Source organism: Halobacteriovorax sp. HLS (assembly GCF_004006665.1).
In the GTDB taxonomy this organism is placed as follows: domain Bacteria; phylum Bdellovibrionota; class Bacteriovoracia; order Bacteriovoracales; family Bacteriovoracaceae; genus Halobacteriovorax.
The window spans coordinates 611241-629792 of record NZ_QOCL01000003.1 but is presented as its reverse complement, the minus strand read 5'-3'; the positions used below and the strand labels follow the sequence as shown (position 1 = coordinate 629792).

The 18552-nt window shown below is 34.8% G+C and carries 15 protein-coding genes; 8 read left to right on the top strand and 7 right to left on the bottom strand.

The window, feature by feature from the left end; translation table 11 throughout:
* Positions 1–16: 16 nt before the first annotated feature.
* Together DPQ89_RS07560 and DPQ89_RS07555 are read left to right on the top strand one after the other, a co-directional pair.
* A complete protein-coding gene (locus DPQ89_RS07560; RefSeq protein WP_127716320.1) occupies positions 17–487 on the top strand; it encodes a hypothetical protein in 471 nt (156 codons plus the stop codon).
* Between the two features lie 108 nt (positions 488–595).
* Positions 596–943, top strand: a complete 348-nt coding sequence (locus tag DPQ89_RS07555) for a hypothetical protein (protein WP_127716319.1) — start codon at positions 596–598, stop codon at positions 941–943.
* Positions 944–1004: 61 nt separating this feature from the next.
* Here DPQ89_RS07555 and DPQ89_RS07550 read toward each other — a convergent pair whose 3' ends face one another.
* A complete protein-coding gene (locus DPQ89_RS07550) occupies positions 1005–1649 on the bottom strand; it encodes a Fic family protein (RefSeq protein ID WP_164848300.1) in 645 nt (214 codons plus the stop codon).
* Positions 1642–2154, bottom strand: a complete 513-nt coding sequence (locus tag DPQ89_RS07545) for a hypothetical protein (protein WP_127716317.1) — start codon at positions 2152–2154, stop codon at positions 1642–1644. The genes DPQ89_RS07550 and DPQ89_RS07545 overlap by 8 nt, the downstream gene beginning before the upstream one ends.
* Before the next feature lie 101 nt (positions 2155–2255).
* Here DPQ89_RS07545 and DPQ89_RS07540 point away from each other — a divergent pair, with 101 nt between their 5' ends.
* On the top strand, positions 2256–3149 hold the full coding sequence (locus DPQ89_RS07540; RefSeq protein ID WP_127716316.1) for a LysR family transcriptional regulator: 894 nt from the start codon (positions 2256–2258) through the stop codon (positions 3147–3149).
* 552 nt (positions 3150–3701) lie between these two features.
* Here DPQ89_RS07540 and DPQ89_RS07535 read toward each other — a convergent pair.
* Positions 3702–4535, bottom strand: coding sequence for a hypothetical protein (locus tag DPQ89_RS07535; protein WP_127716315.1), 834 nt, complete (start codon positions 4533–4535; stop codon positions 3702–3704).
* A gap of 243 nt (positions 4536–4778) precedes the next feature.
* Here DPQ89_RS07535 and DPQ89_RS07530 point away from each other — a divergent pair, with 243 nt between their 5' ends.
* Positions 4779–5972 (top strand): DcaP family trimeric outer membrane transporter, encoded by a 1194-nt coding sequence (locus DPQ89_RS07530; RefSeq protein WP_127716314.1) that lies wholly within the window; start codon positions 4779–4781, stop codon positions 5970–5972.
* A 41-nt stretch (positions 5973–6013) separates the two neighbouring features.
* Entirely contained in the window at positions 6014–6787 is a 774-nt protein-coding gene (locus DPQ89_RS07525) for a phytanoyl-CoA dioxygenase family protein (RefSeq protein ID WP_127716313.1), read from the top strand.
* Here DPQ89_RS07525 and DPQ89_RS07520 read toward each other — a convergent pair.
* Positions 6771–7700 (bottom strand): hypothetical protein, encoded by a 930-nt coding sequence (locus DPQ89_RS07520; protein WP_127716312.1) that lies wholly within the window; start codon positions 7698–7700, stop codon positions 6771–6773. The two genes, DPQ89_RS07525 and DPQ89_RS07520, sit on opposite strands and share 17 nt — an antisense overlap.
* 141 nt (positions 7701–7841) lie before the next feature.
* Positions 7842–10874: a LamG domain-containing protein gene (locus DPQ89_RS07515; protein ID WP_241558809.1), complete on the bottom strand. Its 3033-nt coding sequence runs from the start codon at positions 10872–10874 to the stop codon at positions 7842–7844.
* Positions 10875–11269: 395 nt separating this feature from the next.
* On the opposite strand from DPQ89_RS07515, the gene DPQ89_RS07510 reads away from it, so the two are divergent.
* Complete coding sequence (locus DPQ89_RS07510; protein ID WP_127716310.1) at positions 11270–12247, top strand: S8 family peptidase; 978 nt, start codon at positions 11270–11272, stop codon at positions 12245–12247.
* A gap of 56 nt (positions 12248–12303) precedes the next feature.
* On the opposite strand, the gene DPQ89_RS07505 is transcribed toward DPQ89_RS07510, so the two are convergent.
* On the bottom strand, positions 12304–13281 hold the full coding sequence (locus DPQ89_RS07505; protein ID WP_127716309.1) for an HAD family hydrolase: 978 nt from the start codon (positions 13279–13281) through the stop codon (positions 12304–12306).
* 116 nt (positions 13282–13397) lie between these two features.
* Complete coding sequence (aspA, locus tag DPQ89_RS07500) at positions 13398–14816, bottom strand: aspartate ammonia-lyase (protein ID WP_127716308.1); 1419 nt, start codon at positions 14814–14816, stop codon at positions 13398–13400.
* Positions 14817–15124: 308 nt separating this feature from the next.
* Here aspA and DPQ89_RS07495 point away from each other — a divergent pair, with 308 nt between their 5' ends.
* Together DPQ89_RS07495 and DPQ89_RS07490 are read left to right on the top strand one after the other, a co-directional pair.
* Positions 15125–15592: a hypothetical protein gene (locus DPQ89_RS07495; RefSeq protein WP_127716307.1), complete on the top strand. Its 468-nt coding sequence runs from the start codon at positions 15125–15127 to the stop codon at positions 15590–15592.
* A 162-nt stretch (positions 15593–15754) separates the two neighbouring features.
* Positions 15755–18550 (top strand): CHASE domain-containing protein, encoded by a 2796-nt coding sequence (locus DPQ89_RS07490; protein ID WP_127716306.1) that lies wholly within the window; start codon positions 15755–15757, stop codon positions 18548–18550.
* Positions 18551–18552 lie beyond the last annotated feature (2 nt).

Here is an 18552-nt window from a genome sequence, read left to right as displayed (position 1 = left end):
TTAAAAGGACCTATATATGAAAGCATTACTTATACTATTTTCAATACTATTAACGATGAATTTACACGGAGCTACTCTAAACTGCGTCCAAAACGGTCAAGAGACTCAAGGTATGTTAGTGAAGGCCGAAGTCGATGGAGATTTTTCTGTAGTTTCTAAAAAAGAAGTTATATTTACTCATGTTACCTTTGATTACACTATCGATGAAGGTGAGCATTATTCTTGGTCTAAGGGGAGAGAAACTTTGTCAAATCTCGTTAATAAGTTAAATTATAGACCTCGCAAATATATCGGTCATTTGAAATTTTCGGTACTAGTAAATGGATACGATAGGGAAGAGTATCCAGGTTTTGGATACTTAGAGCTAATCGTTCCAAGTGATAAGATAACAAGTTTTACTAGTGAGAGTTTCACTTCATATTTGATCTTAACTTCTATGGATGATCACTTTGGTGGAACTATTTCTCTTGATTGTAAAATTAAATAGTTAAAAGATAGGACTAGTCCTATCTTTTTTTCCTTCCTATCTAAAGTTAAGTGATTTTTTATACCTCTAATGTTAGATAATTGACTAATTTATATATAGGGGATTATTTTGAAATTATTAGCTTTAGCAGCTCTATTTGTACTTTCAACTACTATTTTTGCTCAATCAATTAGAGAACAATGTGAAAATGCATACTATGCAACAGGATATGTGTCGCTTCACCAATATAAAGTCACTATCGACTGGTCTATGATCTCAGATCATGCTCATGTACAACTTGATAATATAATCTACTCAGAGGGCTTTGATGTGCTTAACGAGGATGATTCAAGATGGCCAATTATGACATTAACACTTAAAGAGAATGGCAAAATTGACCCTTTTGATTATCAATTAGTGTTAGAAGAACTTAAGCAAATTCCTAGCTCAGTTGGTTGTCTGTATAATTATAATTAATTTCGTTAGAACTGATGATAAAGGCCCTGCGTGTTGATGAAGGGGCATCGACTTTTTTACTTTATAAGCAATAGCTTCTTATGAGCCCTTTGAAAAATGAGTTTATTTTTAAACAAAGATCGTCATTATCTAATTCTTCGAAGTAGGCACAGTGACCGCTTCGAGAGTCAGCAAAGCATAGAGGGAGATAGTTACTTTCTAAAAGAATTTTATCTGCAATAAGTCTTGCTGTTCTACCATTTCCATTTGTAAATGGATGAGTTGAAACAATCCAAATGTAAACTTTAAGTGCAAATTCAATAGGGTGAATGTTGTTTCTCATAGATAGAATCTTTTCAAAGTTATTAATTTCATCTTGAAGGAACTCTTTTTTTAAATACATTAGTCCTGCACCGAACACTTCTGTTGTTCTAATGCCAGATTTTTCTGTTAAGCACTCATTTACTTGAGTTATTAAATGAAAATCTAATTGATGACCGATCTTTGAAAAAACAAATTTATTAGCATCATCCCATTTTTCCAATTCACCTTTTCTCTTTAAAGTAGATGAGGCGACAACTCTATGCAGATTTAACCTTGCTAGTAGCTCAGGTGTGAGACTTATATTAGATCGTAGTGAATCCAATTCTATTAATTTTGTACTTAAAGTATCGAGCTCCTCGTTATTAAGGGCCCGATATAGAAATTTTAACTTAGAATTAATCAACTTTAATTTCCAGTAAAGATTCAACTAAGAAATTATTGGTTTTCGAAGTACTGTTTTTAACTTTTATTAACTTCCCTTGTGGAGTATTGAAGATATAGAAATCCGTATATCCATAATCTGCATAGCAGCTTGATGTGCTATCGCAGTCATATACTCTATATAAGTTCTGCCCAATTCTCTTAGCAAAAAAGAATGAATCACCATAGTAGTAAATATTTCTACCAGTCTCGTTGTCAATTACTTCTATATTCATTCCGATTGTAGGAGGAAGTTCCTCTTGTGAATTCCAGTAGAAGTCTTCGTCTTCATGGAATGATACCTTGACTGTTACTTCAGTCTTTCTGTCATAAATATTTAAAGATGTAGCCTTTGATATAAATTGAATATCAATAAGGTGATCTGTTGATAGGTTTGCTTCATGTATTATACTTGATGCATTTTGAGCAAAAGTTTTTGCTATTGGTGATGTTAATAGTAAAGTTGAGATTATTAATTCATTTTTCATACTGCCTCCGATGTTTAGTTGAGGCATTTCTAGCAAGTAATTTACTATGAAAATAATATATTAATATTATATTCACCATAACTTTTTGTTATAGTGTGTAGATGAGAACTGAACTTAATTTCAATCACTTAGAAGTTTTTTTGGCCCTAGCTAAGAGCCTAAGCTTCTCTAAAGCAGCAAAAGATCTTGGTATCGCTCAACCTGCAATCTCTAAGCAGATTAAATCATTTGAAGAATCGCTTCAAACACAACTCTTTTTAAGAGAAGCCAAGAAGGTATTTTTAACTAAACGAGGAGCTGAGCTTTACAAGTCAATGGGGCCCGTTTTTGGTAATATTAACAGAGAGTTTGTAGAGTTTAGAAAGGCTTCAGATGAACTCTCTGGAATAATTAGAATAGGTTGTCTTCAAGAAGTTGGAGAGAGATTGATCTTTCCTTTTATAGTTAAGTTTATGAAAAAACACCCTAGTGTTAGGGTTGAGCTCAAATATATTAAGACATTTGAGATAATTGATTTACTTAAAGCAGGAGAGCTCGATTTTGGTATCATCGCTAAGTCTATTGATCTAGAGAGTATTCGAACTTACAAAATCTTAGAGGAAAGAATTTCTCTTGTGTGCTCGTCTAAATGGCGACCACAATCAATAAAGACTTTTAATGAGTTACCCATGATTAAGTACAGAGATGATGACGTACTATTAGATATGTACCTAAAGAAAACAGCGCCTCATATTCGCCATGGAAAATTATATACAACTCTAGCAGTGAATTCCCATAAGAGTATGCTAACGGCATTACAATCAATTCCTTCTATGGCCGTGCTACCCGAACTAAGTCTTCGAGTTGAACTTAAAAAAGGAAGTATTGTGAAACTAAGAAAAGAACCTCTTGTTACTGACTTATATCTGGCCCAAACAGCTTATGATTTTCCTGATAGGGTAAATGACTCTTTTAGGACATATCTCATTAAAGAGTTGAAGTCACTTGTTCAGTAATATCAAGGTCTAACGACACAAAGTACCGCTAGAGGAAAGGTTAATACGGCCCTTAAGCACTCTTTATTACATAAGTCGAATTGCCTTAGCGAGTTTTGGTTTGAAGTAGGTCCTAGCGAACTTGATAACTTTACTAAAAAACTAAGAGATCTTGTTGGTGTAAATGTAAAAGGTAGAACAAGATTAATCCTTCAAAGTGTTACAGATCCATTATCAGATAAGAAAAAAGAGTTCTTAACATTTAGGTTATATGAGACGTGGAATAGTTGTGAAAATTTTAGGCAACAATATGGCAGTGAAAGCTCTAGATCTAAATTAGACTATTTTATGGATTATGTGACGATATCTGAAGTATCTTCAACTATTTTTCAGCAATAGGTTTTTATAGTATCTAGACTCAGTACTTAGTAGTCTAGATACTTCTTGTACCCCTTACGACTGTTCACTAGATGTTTGGGCTATTTTCTTTAATAAGTGTTTTTAATTTTTAGCGAAAGAAAGCGCCCTCAGCAAGAATGCTATGAGGGCAAGCTAACGAGAAGTTTTTATCGATTATTTGAACATGCTGTAGATAAAGTTATCAACAACTGGAACTATATTTAATGTTACGGCCCACTCTTGTCCGAAACGGTCATTTTTTTCAATAAAGTGATCAACACCTAGTTCAAACTTAACAGGAACTTTTTTGATTTGAGTTACTTTTCTAACTGATAAGTTCAATGGAATTGTTGCTTGATCATTTTTCCAGTCATAGAAGTTCTTTGGGTTTGTGAAGATTGTCCAAGCATTGTCTAGATACACTCCTGCAAATATCTCTAGCTGTGTTGTAGAGTAGCCACCAGGACCAGATAAGTTCCATTGGTGAGCTGGGAATACAGCAACGTAGTAATCTTTAGTTAGATATGCAACTAGAAGCTCTGGACCTAATCTCCACTGCTCTGTTGAAATATCTGTCTTTGTAGGGATAAGTCCTTGGAGACCAGTAACTGCAACGATCCCATTATTATAAGTTTTTCCGACCGCAACATCAAAGCCAATATCAGCTATGCCACCATCATCTTTGAAGGTACCATTTGCAGTAGTTGTAGGAGTATTCCATACAATTGGTAATGCAGGTCTAACAAAGAAATTTGTCTTATCTTCTTTACTTAATGGAAAAGGAAAAACTGGTTGGAAAAGAGTTAATGTAGAGCTTTGGTCTGAAGCAGTAGGTAGACTGCCGTCAAAAGAAGTATGTGTCGTTCTAAAGTTAAGTGTTGCCAAAGGTGTATTTGGATTTGAAAGTTCTTTAGAAATGTCCGCACTTGAGCTAGCACCTTCTGCAAAAGCAGTAGAAGTGAATAAAGTACTTACTACTAAAAGAACTAAAGTAAATTTCAGTTGCATATGATCTCCTCATTTATAAATATTGTAATATTTTTACCATTATTTTTTTGAATTGTAGGCTAAAATAATTTTTTTAAAAGATATTATTGAAATAAAAAGAAGCTAAAAAAAATGTTAATTCTGTCGGAAGCAGTGCGATAATCAATTCATAAAGAATGCGTATCGAAATAATTATTTGATAATAACTTCTCATTTGTTCTATACTCATAACATATTAGATACTTTTAAATATGGAGATTTATAATGGATAAATTTTATTCGAAATCACTTGTCGTATATATTGCTGTACTTATGATGTTTCAGTTTTCAGTTAGTGCCAAAGAAGATTCTTCTGAATTAATTGATGATAGCTTTGTGGGATCTTGGCCAATGTTTGGAACTGATCTAAGAATGAAAATTGGCGGTTACTTTAAAGTTGATCTAATTAAAGACTTTGATGGAACGACTGATAAAGATCAATTCTTAATTAGTAAAATCCCAGTAAAGGGAACTCCTAACTCTGATAATAAAGGATACTTTCATTTCACAGTCAGAGAAACCCGTTTTAACTTCGATATTAGAAATACTAAAAGTGACATAAAAGAAAGAGTGTTTCTTGAGATGGACTTTTTTGATGCAACTAATACTTCTCCACGCCTTAGACATGCATATATTGAATACGGTAATTTAGTTGTGGGACAAACTTGGACAAACTTAAGTGAGCTTAACTCCCTTCCTTTTATGATTGATTTTGCTTATGGGGATGCACTCTACGGTGGAAGAACAAAGCAAATTCGCTGGCAAGATAAAATTAATAGTAAGTTTAAATGGGCCGCTGCTTTTGAACAAATTACCGAAGCAGGAATCGATAATCCTTATAATTTAGCAGGAGCCGCAATTGCTGAGAACCCTTCAGTATCTGCTAGAATAGACTTTAGTCACTCGAGAGGATTTAATATGCTTGGAGCTTCTGTTTCTGAGATTTCTTGGGATGGACAGGGGACTGGTAAAGACGCTTCAATTTTTCAATGGTCAGCTGTATTTGCAGGTAGACAGTACTTTCTTGAGAAGAGAACTTTTTCTACGTGGAATATCTCATATGGAGACGGAACTGCTGCTAATGTAATTGCGCTAGCAGGTAGTAATGCGAACGCAGTTTTAAAGAGTGATGGTACGTTAGCGACAAACAAGGTTGTTAGTGTCTCTCTTGGTCAAGGCTATACAATTAGTGAGACTCTCTCGGCCAACCTAGCATACGCCTGGACTGAGTTAACGAAGTCAACTCATAGAAGTGCTAACTCTATGATAGGTGGATCAGTTCTTCACATCAACTTAGTCAAGCAACTTTCTAAGAGGGCTAAAACTGGTTTAGAGTATATGTGGGGAGAAAGAAAGAATAACGATGGTAAAAAGGGTGATGCTAATAGAATTCAGACAATGCTTATGTATAACTTTTAGGGCTTTGTTAAATGGATTTTTTCACCTTGGACTGAGTGGATATGCAAAAAGTATTTGATGACATTGAAAAAGAAAGAATTTTTAAGTCACAGGGTTATTCTCAAAAAATGTCCATTGGTGATGATGAGCTTCAAAAACTTAGAGAACTTATTGAAGCTCAGTTCTTCTCTGTAATTGAAGAAGAGTACCCTGAAAAGTTAGATTCCTTTAGTCGAAACGGTCTTGCTCTCTATCATGAGTTATCTTATGAGATTGACCACTCAGCTACATGGCCAAAGAAAACTCGCTGTTTATTACAGCCAGCATGCGAAACTATTAAGAAGCTTCCTTTTTGGAAGCAATTAGAAAATGACTTTGGCCCTTTTTTGCTAGGTCGAGTCGTTTATGAAAAAGATATTGAGTGGGATCGTGATGAGATGTACTGGCGTATAGTAAGGCCTAATGAGCCTACTGATGTAGGAACACTACATGCTGATAAGTGGTTTCATGATACCATGAAGATACGCGAACGTGTTTTTCCGCAAGGGGCACATGCTTTAAAAGTATGGATTCCTATCTATTGTGAGCCTGGTAAAAATGGGCTGGCCATAGTACCTAATTCTCATAAGGACCCCTCAAAGTGGCAGTATAAATCTGTAGAGATAGAAAATACAAGTAAGCCGCGATTACTATGTGATGAGTCTTTAGTAGAGACCGAACTTTTGAATACTCCTGCTGGTAATATAGTAATTTTTAATCAAGACTTAGTTCATGTCGGTGCACTAAACTCAGCAAGTACTACCCGAATTAGTTTAGAAATTACAATGATAGTTTGAGCTTTTCGTTTTCTTTTGCCGACTCTAACTCTAAGTTCTCAAGTAGGAATTTGACAAAATATGTTGTTCCTTCATTATTTAGATGATTGTCTGAAAAAAGACCGTCTATAGGAACTCTTTTCTTATCAATTAATGTTGATATTTGGAATTTTCTTAGAAGTGTAACCAATTCATTTGTGTAATGATCGTCACCACTTTCTACTAGAGGCATGAGGACTGCGACAAATTTTCCTTTACTATATAGGCTTAAGTATTTTTTCTTTAGCTCAAGTATAATTCTTGCAGCCTTATAGATACAAGCCGAATCATACTTGTACTCACTTGTTGCACTTTGTATTCTAGGGAACAAGCTCTCTAAAGCGGAGCGCACTAAAAATAGATGAAATTTGATAGAGTCTCTATAGAGTCCTCCATAGTATAAATTGTTGTTTCTTAAAATGTAATTTGGCGATGAGCCTTTGTTCCATGTAAAGCTAGAGTTAAAACCGCATACTCTTCTTAAGTGAAATAATGAAAATGCATGAATATGTACGCCTTTTTGATGTGGAATAATAGCTTTTATATCTTTGAATTCAAATTGAGCAAGAATATTGGATGATGACCAACCGGGAAATGAAATATTTACTATTTCATAATTGATTAAAGGTGTTTCATTTCTAAGTTTATTTGAAATTGTTTGATCATCACTTAAATGGTAGCCAAAAATATTTGAGTCACCAGAGATAATAAAGTGTTTATCAAATTTGTCTTTTTCAGTTTGATTAAGTATTGGCCTGAATTGATTAGCATCTAGAGGGTAGTAAATTATCTTTTTCTTATCTAGAGAGGGAAGTTTTATTTGGAATATACCTTCACTTGGATATCCCCATTTAGTGTCCGCGATAGAACTATCCGAGTCGCCATTAGTTACCATCTTTCCTATATAAATTAACAAGCAAAGCGTAAAAATAAATAGCAAAACTGTATTTACTAAAATTAATAATAGTTGTTTCTTTTTAGAGTTGTTCATCTACTAATACTATACATTACACTCTATAAATATTGCATGAAAATGTTAGTTAATAGTCTTAACTGATATTTTATCAATAGAACACGACTGTGTGGTGTCGGAGGTTAGGTATGCCTTTATATAGAGATTTCCTGCTCCGACTTGGGTTGGAAATAATGAAATCTTTTCAGCTAGTACACTTAGGTTACTCCTATCAGCACTAGAGGAAACTGGTGTCCATGTCGATGAATTCCAGAAGTAAAAATCTGTTCCATTGTTTGAGATTTGGTAACCGATCTGGCAGGTTCCAATCTCTGTTATAGAGATTGATTCAATTTTACTATAGCTTAGAGGAGTGTTTGTAACAATTGATGGAGAGTCTCCATAGTAGATATTGCTAGAAGACAGATTCAATGAAGTTATTTCGGGCATACAGAGCTTTCCAGCGCATAGACCAGATTCATCGTCACTCTCAAGGTATAGCCTATATTGAAAATATCGATTACTTGCCGGTGCTGTTACAAAATCTGTGAATGTAAACCTTGCCGAGTTCGCAACAACAGAACCAATAGGATTTCCGCTAGCATCTATCACACTATTGTTATGATATTCTGAAAAATAGGTTTTAGATGTTCCGTCTGGCCCTATAAAAACTTCGGAATCACAATTTGCATCATTACATGATCGTACTTGATACTTAATCCTATTTGCAACTCTTTGGTAGAGGTGCAGTACTTCACTATTGGAGAGGGCCCTATTCCAAATGGCCAGCTCATCAACCAGTCCGTTATAGTGATAATCATTAGGAGACCTTTTCCCTAGAATTACGTCATAAGAAGAATCAAATTGCACTGTTATAGAACTTTCTTGGCCTACAAGTACTCCATTTAAATAGATATTAACCGTTCCACTTTCATACCTAACGAGTATATGTGACCATTTATTCAATGGTATCGCAGTATTTGTACACGCGTGAAATCCACCATCACCATCACTAAAGTAAATTGCTCCATCTAGTCCTGCGCAGCTGCTAGTTGTTCCAATAATGCCTACTGCCCAACCTGCTGAGCTATAGTTTCCTTTAGATATTAGGTAATCCTGAGCTGCAGTCGGATAGCTTTCTAAATATACCCAAGTAGAAATTGTAAAGTCTGAGGCAAAGTCTAGTGATGCTGAACTCCCAAAGTTGATAGTATCCATATCTGTATCTTGCAATTCGACTGCTCCGCCAAGAACTGAGTTTGTTGAAAGAACAGGTGTGTTAACACCCACGCCATGGTTGCCATAACTTGAGCTATCTGCAAAGTCGGTTGCGCCAGGAGCTGTGCCAAATGAAGTTTCATTAAAATGCCAGTTACCAACTAGGCCAGTACTCAAATCTGCAACTAACGAAGAATAGCTGGTTGAGTTTTCAGATACTGGACCAACAATTTCTTTCATAAATGGAAGAGGTGTTATTGTTTCAAGAAATGGAATATTAGTATCTGCCCCTAGGTCTATAATAGGTGAGTCGTAGTGAGCCGCTGATTTTTGTTTTTGTCTATTGTAAATGAGGTTAATTTCCGCCTCGTCTAGGTTTGTATTAAAGACTGCGACATCATCAAGTTCTCCCGCATATTGGTTTGAAGAACCATTATAACTACCTATAGTCAATTCGTAAGATCCACCAGCACTTAAAGACTTTGTTGAGCATACTCCATCTTTGACACCATTTAGATAAGGTTGAAAACAAGTGCCATTATAAACGAGTGCAATATGTTGCCACTTATTTAAAATAGCTAATGAATCAAATGAAGTCGCACTTGTGTCAGCATGATTATAGTATTGAATTCTATTATTTGACCCTAGAGCCAGAGCAACAGTTGTTCCAGCTGTTGTGTCACGATGCAAATTGATAACTCTATTTACCACATTTCCTGTTCCGATAGAAGTAGGTTTTATCCATGCCATTAAGCTCAATGGTTGATTAGAGCTTGCAAGGTAAGTACTTGAAGCATTAGCAGTTGCGGTATCGTTAATACCATCAAATATACTTGAATGAGTTCCAAGTTTTTGTGCAGTTGAGAACAGAGGAGATCCTGAAGGTGTAGCGTGATTTCCATTTAAAGATGAGTCTAGCCAGTTGCCATTCATCTTCCAATATCCAATTAGATTTGAGAACTTTGGAGTCCATGTGGACATTAGTTCAGAAAAGTTTTGTGCTTGATTTTCATATAGCTTTCTAACTTCTGCTTCGCTAAGACCTCTATTCCAAAGAGCTACCTCATCTGTTTTTCCATCTAGAGAGCTAAATCCACTTTGATTTGACCCGATAACAAAATTATCACCTTTGTTAGAAATAGAGGCGCTACAGCTTTGCTCATGAGTTTTAACGGAATCTTTAAATACTTTTAGGTTTGCACCATCTAGAACAATTACAAAGTGTGTCCAGACACCTAGGACTACTTCTTGATTGTATGGTGTTGAACATGAGGTACTGTTGAAAGTAAATAATCCAGAACTATTTGATAAGAATTGAAAGTCAACATTAGCGTCATCAAGTCCTTTAGAAAATACTCTTCTAGACGAATTATGAGAGGTTACATTTATCCAAAAGGAGATCGATAATTGATTTGTTAGATTAGGAAATCCTGAAGCCCTAACTCCTGTCGGGTTACTTGAATAAGCATGGGAATGAGTTCCTATTTTAGAATCAGTACTAAAGCTTGAACCGGTAGAAGAAACTGTTGTTAAATTACTTGGTGAGCTGTCGGTTAGGTCGTTATCTAGTCTCCAATAGCCAACTAAGTTTGAAACGTAGTCCGGAAAGATATTCTTAACATTTAGAGCGCTACTATATTTATCTGAAATGCTAAGTCTATTATTTGAATTTATATAAGTGCCAACGTGAGTACCACTAGAGAAGTCTGAAGTAGAGTGATTGACATCAACTACTTTTAAACTTGCTGCTCCTGAGTTAACTTCTATGTAATTTGTAGGGAATGTATAGTCTGCAGAATTATCAAAGTTCCAAGATTGTTCTACACCTAGTACACAGGTGCCATTTTCTAATGGAGAGTTCGGACAGAGGCTTCTGCTTCGAATTGACTCTGAGTCCACTTTCAATTGGCTTTTACAACCGTAAAAGAAAACTTGGAAAGCTAATATTAATAGGATCTTATATCTAAGCAAATGTTCCTTCTTAGTAAATTTGCAAACACTTAACTCTACCATGCCCTAGGATTCTAAAGGGCTAATTTTATAGCTAAGTGTGAAAACAGGTACTTACATCTGTTTATTTAAGCTCATTAATTACTTTAAAAGTCTGTAACCACCGTAAAAATTGGCAAAATTACTCTTTGCTTATAAATATTCCAGTTTCCAACTTAAATTCACATATTTATATCGGCTTATCTAAATAATACTTTAGTAAAGCCACTCTGTTGGATCTATTCTTTTGTTATAAAAAATTCAAAAAACAAGATATTTTTTTTCAATATGATATCTATTATTTTATGAAAAGAACTTCCGTATTAGTCCTCATTATTTCCAATTTTTTCACTTTTACCATCAATGCTTCTTATACTAGCAAGCAGTGGGTTTATAAATCATTTGATGGAGATAAAATTGAATTGATTTGGAATAATTATGAATTCGACAATACTGTCGTCGCTGTAATCGATACTGGAGCAAATATTAATCATCCTGACCTTAGAGATCAGCTCTGGGTTAATGAAGCTGAGAAAAATGGAATTGTTGGAGTTGATGATGATAATAATGGCCACATTGATGATATTAACGGTTTTAATTTTGTAAGTAATAATAACACTCTTGAAGATACACATGGTCATGGTACACACGTTGCGGGCATTATTGGAGCTGCTCATAACGGTATAGGTATTAATGGTATTAACCCTAGTGCAAAGTTAATGATCTTAAAGGCCTTTGATGGTAAAACTTCCGATGCTCTTGCCTCTGTTCGAGCTATTCGATACGCCGTTGATAATGGAGCAAAAGTTATCAATTGCTCTTGGATTGAGTACAAAGATATTCCTGAATTAGAGCAGGCAGTGAACTATGCTACTTCGAAAGGTGTTATCGTTGTAGGCGCAGCTGGAAATAGTGGCAAAGATATTAATAGAAGAAGAATATTTTTAGCCAATTACAAAGATGTTATAATTGTTGGCAATTTAGCGATGAATGGAAGAATTCATGCTGAAAGTAATTACGGAACTAAGAAAGTTGATATCCTTGCTCCAGGGGAAAAAATCTATTCAACTGATATCACCGAAAGTGGTTATTCCTATAAGAGAGGTACCTCTATGGCCGCTCCATTTGTTTCAGGGGCCATATCATTATTATTATCAATAGATCCTAATGTAGACCCCTTTTCGATAAAAGAGAGATTATACAGAACAGGTACAAAGAGATCCAATTATAAGGTCAAATCTAAGAAAAGAATAAATGTATATAACTTTATAAAAGATGACTAAGTATGTTGTTAATGGAAATGAAAAGTAAGCGCGGCAGAAATCTCTCCCGCACTTTTCTATTCGAAAAGAATTTTAAAGTCCTTTTTCATTGAAATAATTTCGATTCCGTATTTACTAGACTCGTCTAAGACTTTGTCTAACTTTCCTACGTGAGTTTCTCTGTCGTATAGAAACTCTCTAGGTTCATCATCATGTCTGATAACGGCAGCGTATGTCTTGTACTTAGAATTAAGTTTTGTGTATTTTAGCATTGCAAAATCTCCGTCCGAGTTGCCAAATGCAATAGTAGGAACTTTACCGATTTTTTCGACAATGCTTACTATTTTCCCTTCTTTGTCGTTTAAAAAGAAGTCATCGTTTGTTCTTATAACCTTCATTTGTCCATCTTCTTCAATTACTTTCTTAGAGAAGGTTGTTCCTATAATATTTTGCTCTGGTAATTGATAAGATATTCTGTTTAGAACTCTCGCAAATTGTGTCTCCCCACCTGTTACCATGAAGACTTCGTAATCATTTTCTTTTAATATATTTAAAAGCTCAGTCATCGGTGCATATGTCATTTTGTAATATAGTTTTTCAAATTTCTTGTGCTTCTTAGTTGTTAACCAGAGCTTAACGAACTGCTCAAACTCTTCGTTTGTTGTACCTGACTGAATAGTCTTTAAAACAAAAACCAGATCTTTCTTAGATGCTTTATGGACACCATTTTTTAAAATAGTGTCTACACTTGAAATACCTTTTTTGTGCTTGATTACGATAATTTCTTTGTAAAAGTCGAGTAGGGCTTGAACTGGGTAATAGAAAGGTTGTTCAGACCAAAGTGTCCCATCATTATCAAAAACAGCAATTCTGTCTATTGGAGGAACATAGTTCTCATGTCCTTCAGTTGCTGAGTCTTTGATGTATTTTATTAGACCTTTAGTGTTTTCTGTTTCATTCCATTTGGTAAGCTCAACACTTGATCCTACATTTATCTCGACTTTAGAATTACACCCCATTAAGAGGAGAGTTAGTGAAAGAAGCACGATTTTCATAGATATCCTTGATTTAGTTATTTAGCTAAGAATATTGCCAAAAGAAATATTTAAATTCAAGTAAGAATATTTGAATTTCTAGGGAGCTGATGTGACTCCCTTAAAGTGCTTATGCCTTATTTGTACAGCTTCGCCTTATACTCAGGGTGCATTAAGTTTTGAACACTGAGAATATCATCAAGCTCTTTTTCTGAAAGGAGCCCTTTTTCAAGAACTAGGTCTCGAACATTCTTTCCTGTTGTTGCAGCTTCTTTTCCAATTTGATCACCCATGTGGTGACCAATATATGGGTTAAGAAATGTAATTATCCCTATGGAGTTTAGGACCATATTCTTTGTGTGTTCTTCGTTTGCTGTTATTCCATCAATACATTTATCACTTAAAGTAGTACATGCGTTACTAAGAAGTTCAATAGACTCAAAGATGGCCTGAGCTATAACAGGCTCCATAACATTAAGTTGTAACTGTCCACCTTCGGCTGCAAATGAAACAGCAACATCATTTCCAATAATTTTAAAGCAAACTTGATTTACAACTTCAGGAATAACTGGGTTGACTTTTGCTGGCATAATCGAAGATCCGGCCTGTAGCTGAGGGAGGTTAATCTCATTGAAGCCACATCTTGGTCCCGAAGAAAGTAATCTTAGGTCATTGCAAATTTTAGATAGCTTCACCGATGTCCTCTTGAGCGCCCCAGATATCATGACATACGCGCCGCAGTCTGAAGTTGCTTCTATTAGGTTTTCAGTTTTTATAAAACTAGCTCCGGTGAATTGAGCTAGATATTTAACAGCAATATCAGAATACTGCTTTGGAGCATTAACGCCGGTTCCAATGGCCGTTGCACCAAGGTTAATCTCTAGAATTAGTTCTCTCACGTTTTCAATACTTTTGATTTCTTCTTGAATATTTGTTTTCCAAGCACCGAACTCTTCACCTAAAGACATTGGTACAGCATCTTGTAGCTGGGTTCTACCCATTTTTAATACACTTTTGAATTCTAGGGACTTCTTATCAAAAGAATTTACAAGGTATTCAAGTTTTCCCATTAGGTCTGTGAGATAATAGTAAAGTGCTACTCTAAATCCTGTAGGGTAGGCGTCATTTGTTGATTGAGACTTATTAACATGATCATTAGGGTCTAAAACTTCATACTGTCCTTTTTTAAATCCATTCATCTCAAGAGCAACGTTGGCGATAACTTCATTTGTATTCATGTTGACTGAAGTTCCGGCGCCTCCTTGAAAACAATCTGAAGGAAAATAGGGAGCATACTTATTAATATCATCTAAAATCTTGTCACAGGCATGAATAATCATGTCACACTTATCAGAAGGAATTGTTCCAATTTCTTTATTTGCACTGGCACAGGCCTTCTTTGCTATTACCATGCCTTTTATGAAAATAGGGTAGTCTCCAATGATAGAGTTAGATATCTTAAAGTTATTTACTGCTCTTTGTGTGTGAATGCCAAAATATTTTGAATCATCAATTTCCATTTGTCCTAATAGGTCATGTTCCACTCGAGTGCTCATATTAATCTCCTAAGAATTCTTCTCTTATAATAAAGGGGGCCAATTAACCGTAAAGCTTCATTTTCTACGTATAGTTTATTTCTAAATTATCTGAATCACAATGATTGTAGCGTTTATTTTACAGATTAGATTTTCTCAAAGTTAGTGTCATTAAGATATTGTATGCAGGCCATTTAGGAACTTCTTTGGGGATAGGCCTATCTAACTGTAGTCTTATTCAATAAATATTGTAATTTCTACAGTTTGGATAGATTTAGGGGCCAATTCTTTGTTATAGGAATCAGATAATTAAATTAAAAAGGATACTTATGAAGTCAATAATAGCGAATTTAGGATTATTATCATCATTGATCTTATCGACGAATACATTCTCGGCCCCAATATCAACAACTAAAGAATTTATCAAAGTCTCAGTTAACAGTAAGAACTTAAAGTGTGAGTGGAAAGAGCAATATGCTCATGCAGGTACAATTAAAACCCCAGAAGCTACTCTAACAACTAGCGAGATTAAGGGAACATTATTTAAGCATACGATATTTACAGGTATTGGTTATACTTCTGGCGACTTTAGTTGCGATCCTGTTACTGAAGTTATTAGAAATGCTGATGCTAATGGTAAAACTGAAGTTAAGAAAATTGTTGAGCTTTTTAAACTGACTTATCAGAATGAAAGAAATGGACCTATAACTAAAGTTGAAACAATAGAAGTTGTTAAGCTGATCTTCGAAAATGGCAACTCGCTAGAATCTAGAAAAACAAAAGTAAAGAAATACTAAATTGATTATATAACCTACTGAGATATCTCTGTAGGTTATAGTTGCAACGATCCGTCTCTTTACTACCTCATAATATAATATATTAATAATTTTTTATCTTCTTTTACAACTATAAATAATCTCTCCGATAAATAGGTACTTAAATACCGCTATTGGATTTAGATGAATGTAAAAAAATGCCTACAGATACTCATGGTAGCTTTAGCCTATTACCTCTCTGGAAGAGTGGGGCTGCTGCTTGCCATTCCTCCTGGATTTGCTAGCGCCATATGGCCTGCCGCTGGAGTTGCTGTCGCTTCAGCCTTAATCTTCGGTTATCACGCTTGCATAGGTGTTCTTTTAGGATCATTTCTTGTTAATCTGTCTAACTCTTCAGATTATTCTTCATTTGAGGGTTTTGTAATTGCATCTCGACTACCTCTAAGCATAGCTTTTGGCGCATCATTGCAGGCAATATTAGGAAAAATTCTAATAAGAAAGTCACGATTGCAACAGAGCCGACTAGAAGACGCGAGAGATATACTACTCTTTTTAATGATTGTTGGACCTATATCGTGCTTAATTAGTTCTGTAATTGGCTCTGGTTCTCTTTATCTTTTTGGTGTCATAAATTTGGACACACTTTTATTTAGTTGGTTTACATGGTGGGTTGGGGATACTATTGGGGCGATTATTATTACACCAATAATTTTTTCATTTTTTAAGACCGATCCCTTGTGGAGTTCAAGAAAAGTATCATTCTCTATTCCAGTATCTTTAATGTTCATCTTAATCATCGTGTTCTTTGTCTTTGCTCGTAAATGGGAACAAGAGAAACAGTTAAATACTTTCAACTCAAGAGTAGATACAATTCGTACAAAATTTAAAATTAAAAAAGCTAGCTACGAAGCAGCATTAAAGTCTCTTGCTAGCTTTTATAAATCTTCCTCTAAAGTGTCTCGAAAAGATTTTAGAAATTTTGTAGAGAGCTCATTAGCTAGCTCTAGTGGAATTAAAGCTCTTTCATGGAATCCTATTGTTTACGAAAGGGATAGGAAGAACTTTGAAAAGACCACAGGGATAAGGATTAAGGAGCGTAACAAAGAAGGTCAACTTGTTTCTGCTGGAAAGAGAGAGTCATATATTCCTGTTCTCTATATTGAGCCCTATGATAGCAATATGCGAGTAGAAGGTTTTGATGTTTCTTCAAATAAGTTACGTCTGATGGCCCTACAACAAGCAAGAGATTCAGGGGCGCTGATTGCAACAAGTCCAATAAACTTAGTGCAAGAAAGCAAGGCAGAAAAAGGAATCTTGGTCTTTCAGCCTGTGTATAGTTACTCTAAGAAAATTGAAACACTCGAAGATAGAAGAAATCACATAAAAGGTTTCATGGTTGGTGTTTTCAATATTCACTCACTCTTTAGAGAAACTCTTAAAAACCTTGATACTGAAGGTCTTGAAATATTTGTATTAGAGGATGGAAATAAGGAGCTTCTTTATCAATATCCAGAAGGAAAGAGTGATGCTTTTGATCCAAAGGATCTCGAATTAAAGGTAAATGGTTTATTAAAAAAGTCAATTGAGATAGATTTTGATTCGAAGAAGTGGGTTATGGTCATAAATCAACTACCATTTTACTATATTAAGAAACAGACTTGGTATGCCTGGTTTGTACTATCTGCAGGTTTATTTGTTTGTAGTGTTCTTGGGGCCTTTTTGCTTGTGATAACTGGAAGAGAATCAAAAATTAAGCTTCTAGTTAAAGAGTTAGAAATTTCAAAGGAATTACTTGCTAAGTCAAATAACGAGCTTGAAGAAAAAGTTGTTGCTAGAACTCAAGGACTTATTGAAGCGAATAAAGCAAAATCAAAGTTTCTGGCCAATATGTCCCATGAGATTAGAACACCGATGAATGGTATCTTAGGCATGGGGGAAATACTTAAGTCACGCTTAAAAGACACGGAGAATTTAGAATCTATTGAAACTATAATTAACTGTGGAAACCATCTTTTAACAATTATCAATGATATCTTAGACTATACGAAGTATAGTACTAAGAAGTTTGAACTTGAAAAGATTGATTTTAATTTAAAAAAAGAGATAGAGGATATTTTGTTATTGTTTAAGTCCTCAAATACCAATACTGGAAATAGTTTTATTCTACATTGGAACCATGATGGAGGTGAGTTTGTATGTGGCGATCCTACAAAAGTAAAACAAATAATAAATAATCTTGTAAATAATGCTAACAAGTTTACAAGAGGTGGTGTGATTGAAGTTTTTGTTAGATTTGAAACAACCTCTGATGGCCGAGTCAACACTATAATAGAAGTAAGTGATAATGGAATTGGAATGGGAGAAAATATTGAAAAAGATATATTTAAGTCCTTTAATCAAGGAGACCCTTCTACGACAAGAAAGTTTGGTGGTACTGGACTAGGTTTAAGTATTTGTAAGTCATTAGTTGAATCTATGGAAGGGAGTATATCTTTTTCAACTGCTAAAGATCATGGAACAATCTTTAAAATTAATATCGTTTTGGATAGAGCTAGTTCTACTGCTGATACTAATACTAAGAAAGATCAGGATAGGAACTTTAATATCAGTGGTGTGAAAGTACTTGTGGCAGAGGATAATAAAATTAATCAAATTCTTACACTAAAATTACTAAAAAAATTAGGTATTGACGCTGATTTAGCAGAAAATGGTAAGATTGCAGTTGAACTTTGTAGGTCACATTCTTATGACCTTATTTTTATGGATTATCATATGCCTGAAATGGATGGAATTGAGGCCACTAAGGATATTAGAACGTTTAACAATCAAGAAAGTGTTCCAATTATTGTGGCACTAACTGCATCCGTAATGAGTGAGGAAGTCATTAAGTATTATGAAGCTGGTATGAACGATTGTCTAAGCAAACCTGTTCACTTAAATGACTTTATTATTACTTTAAACAAATACTTTCCGAGTTAGTT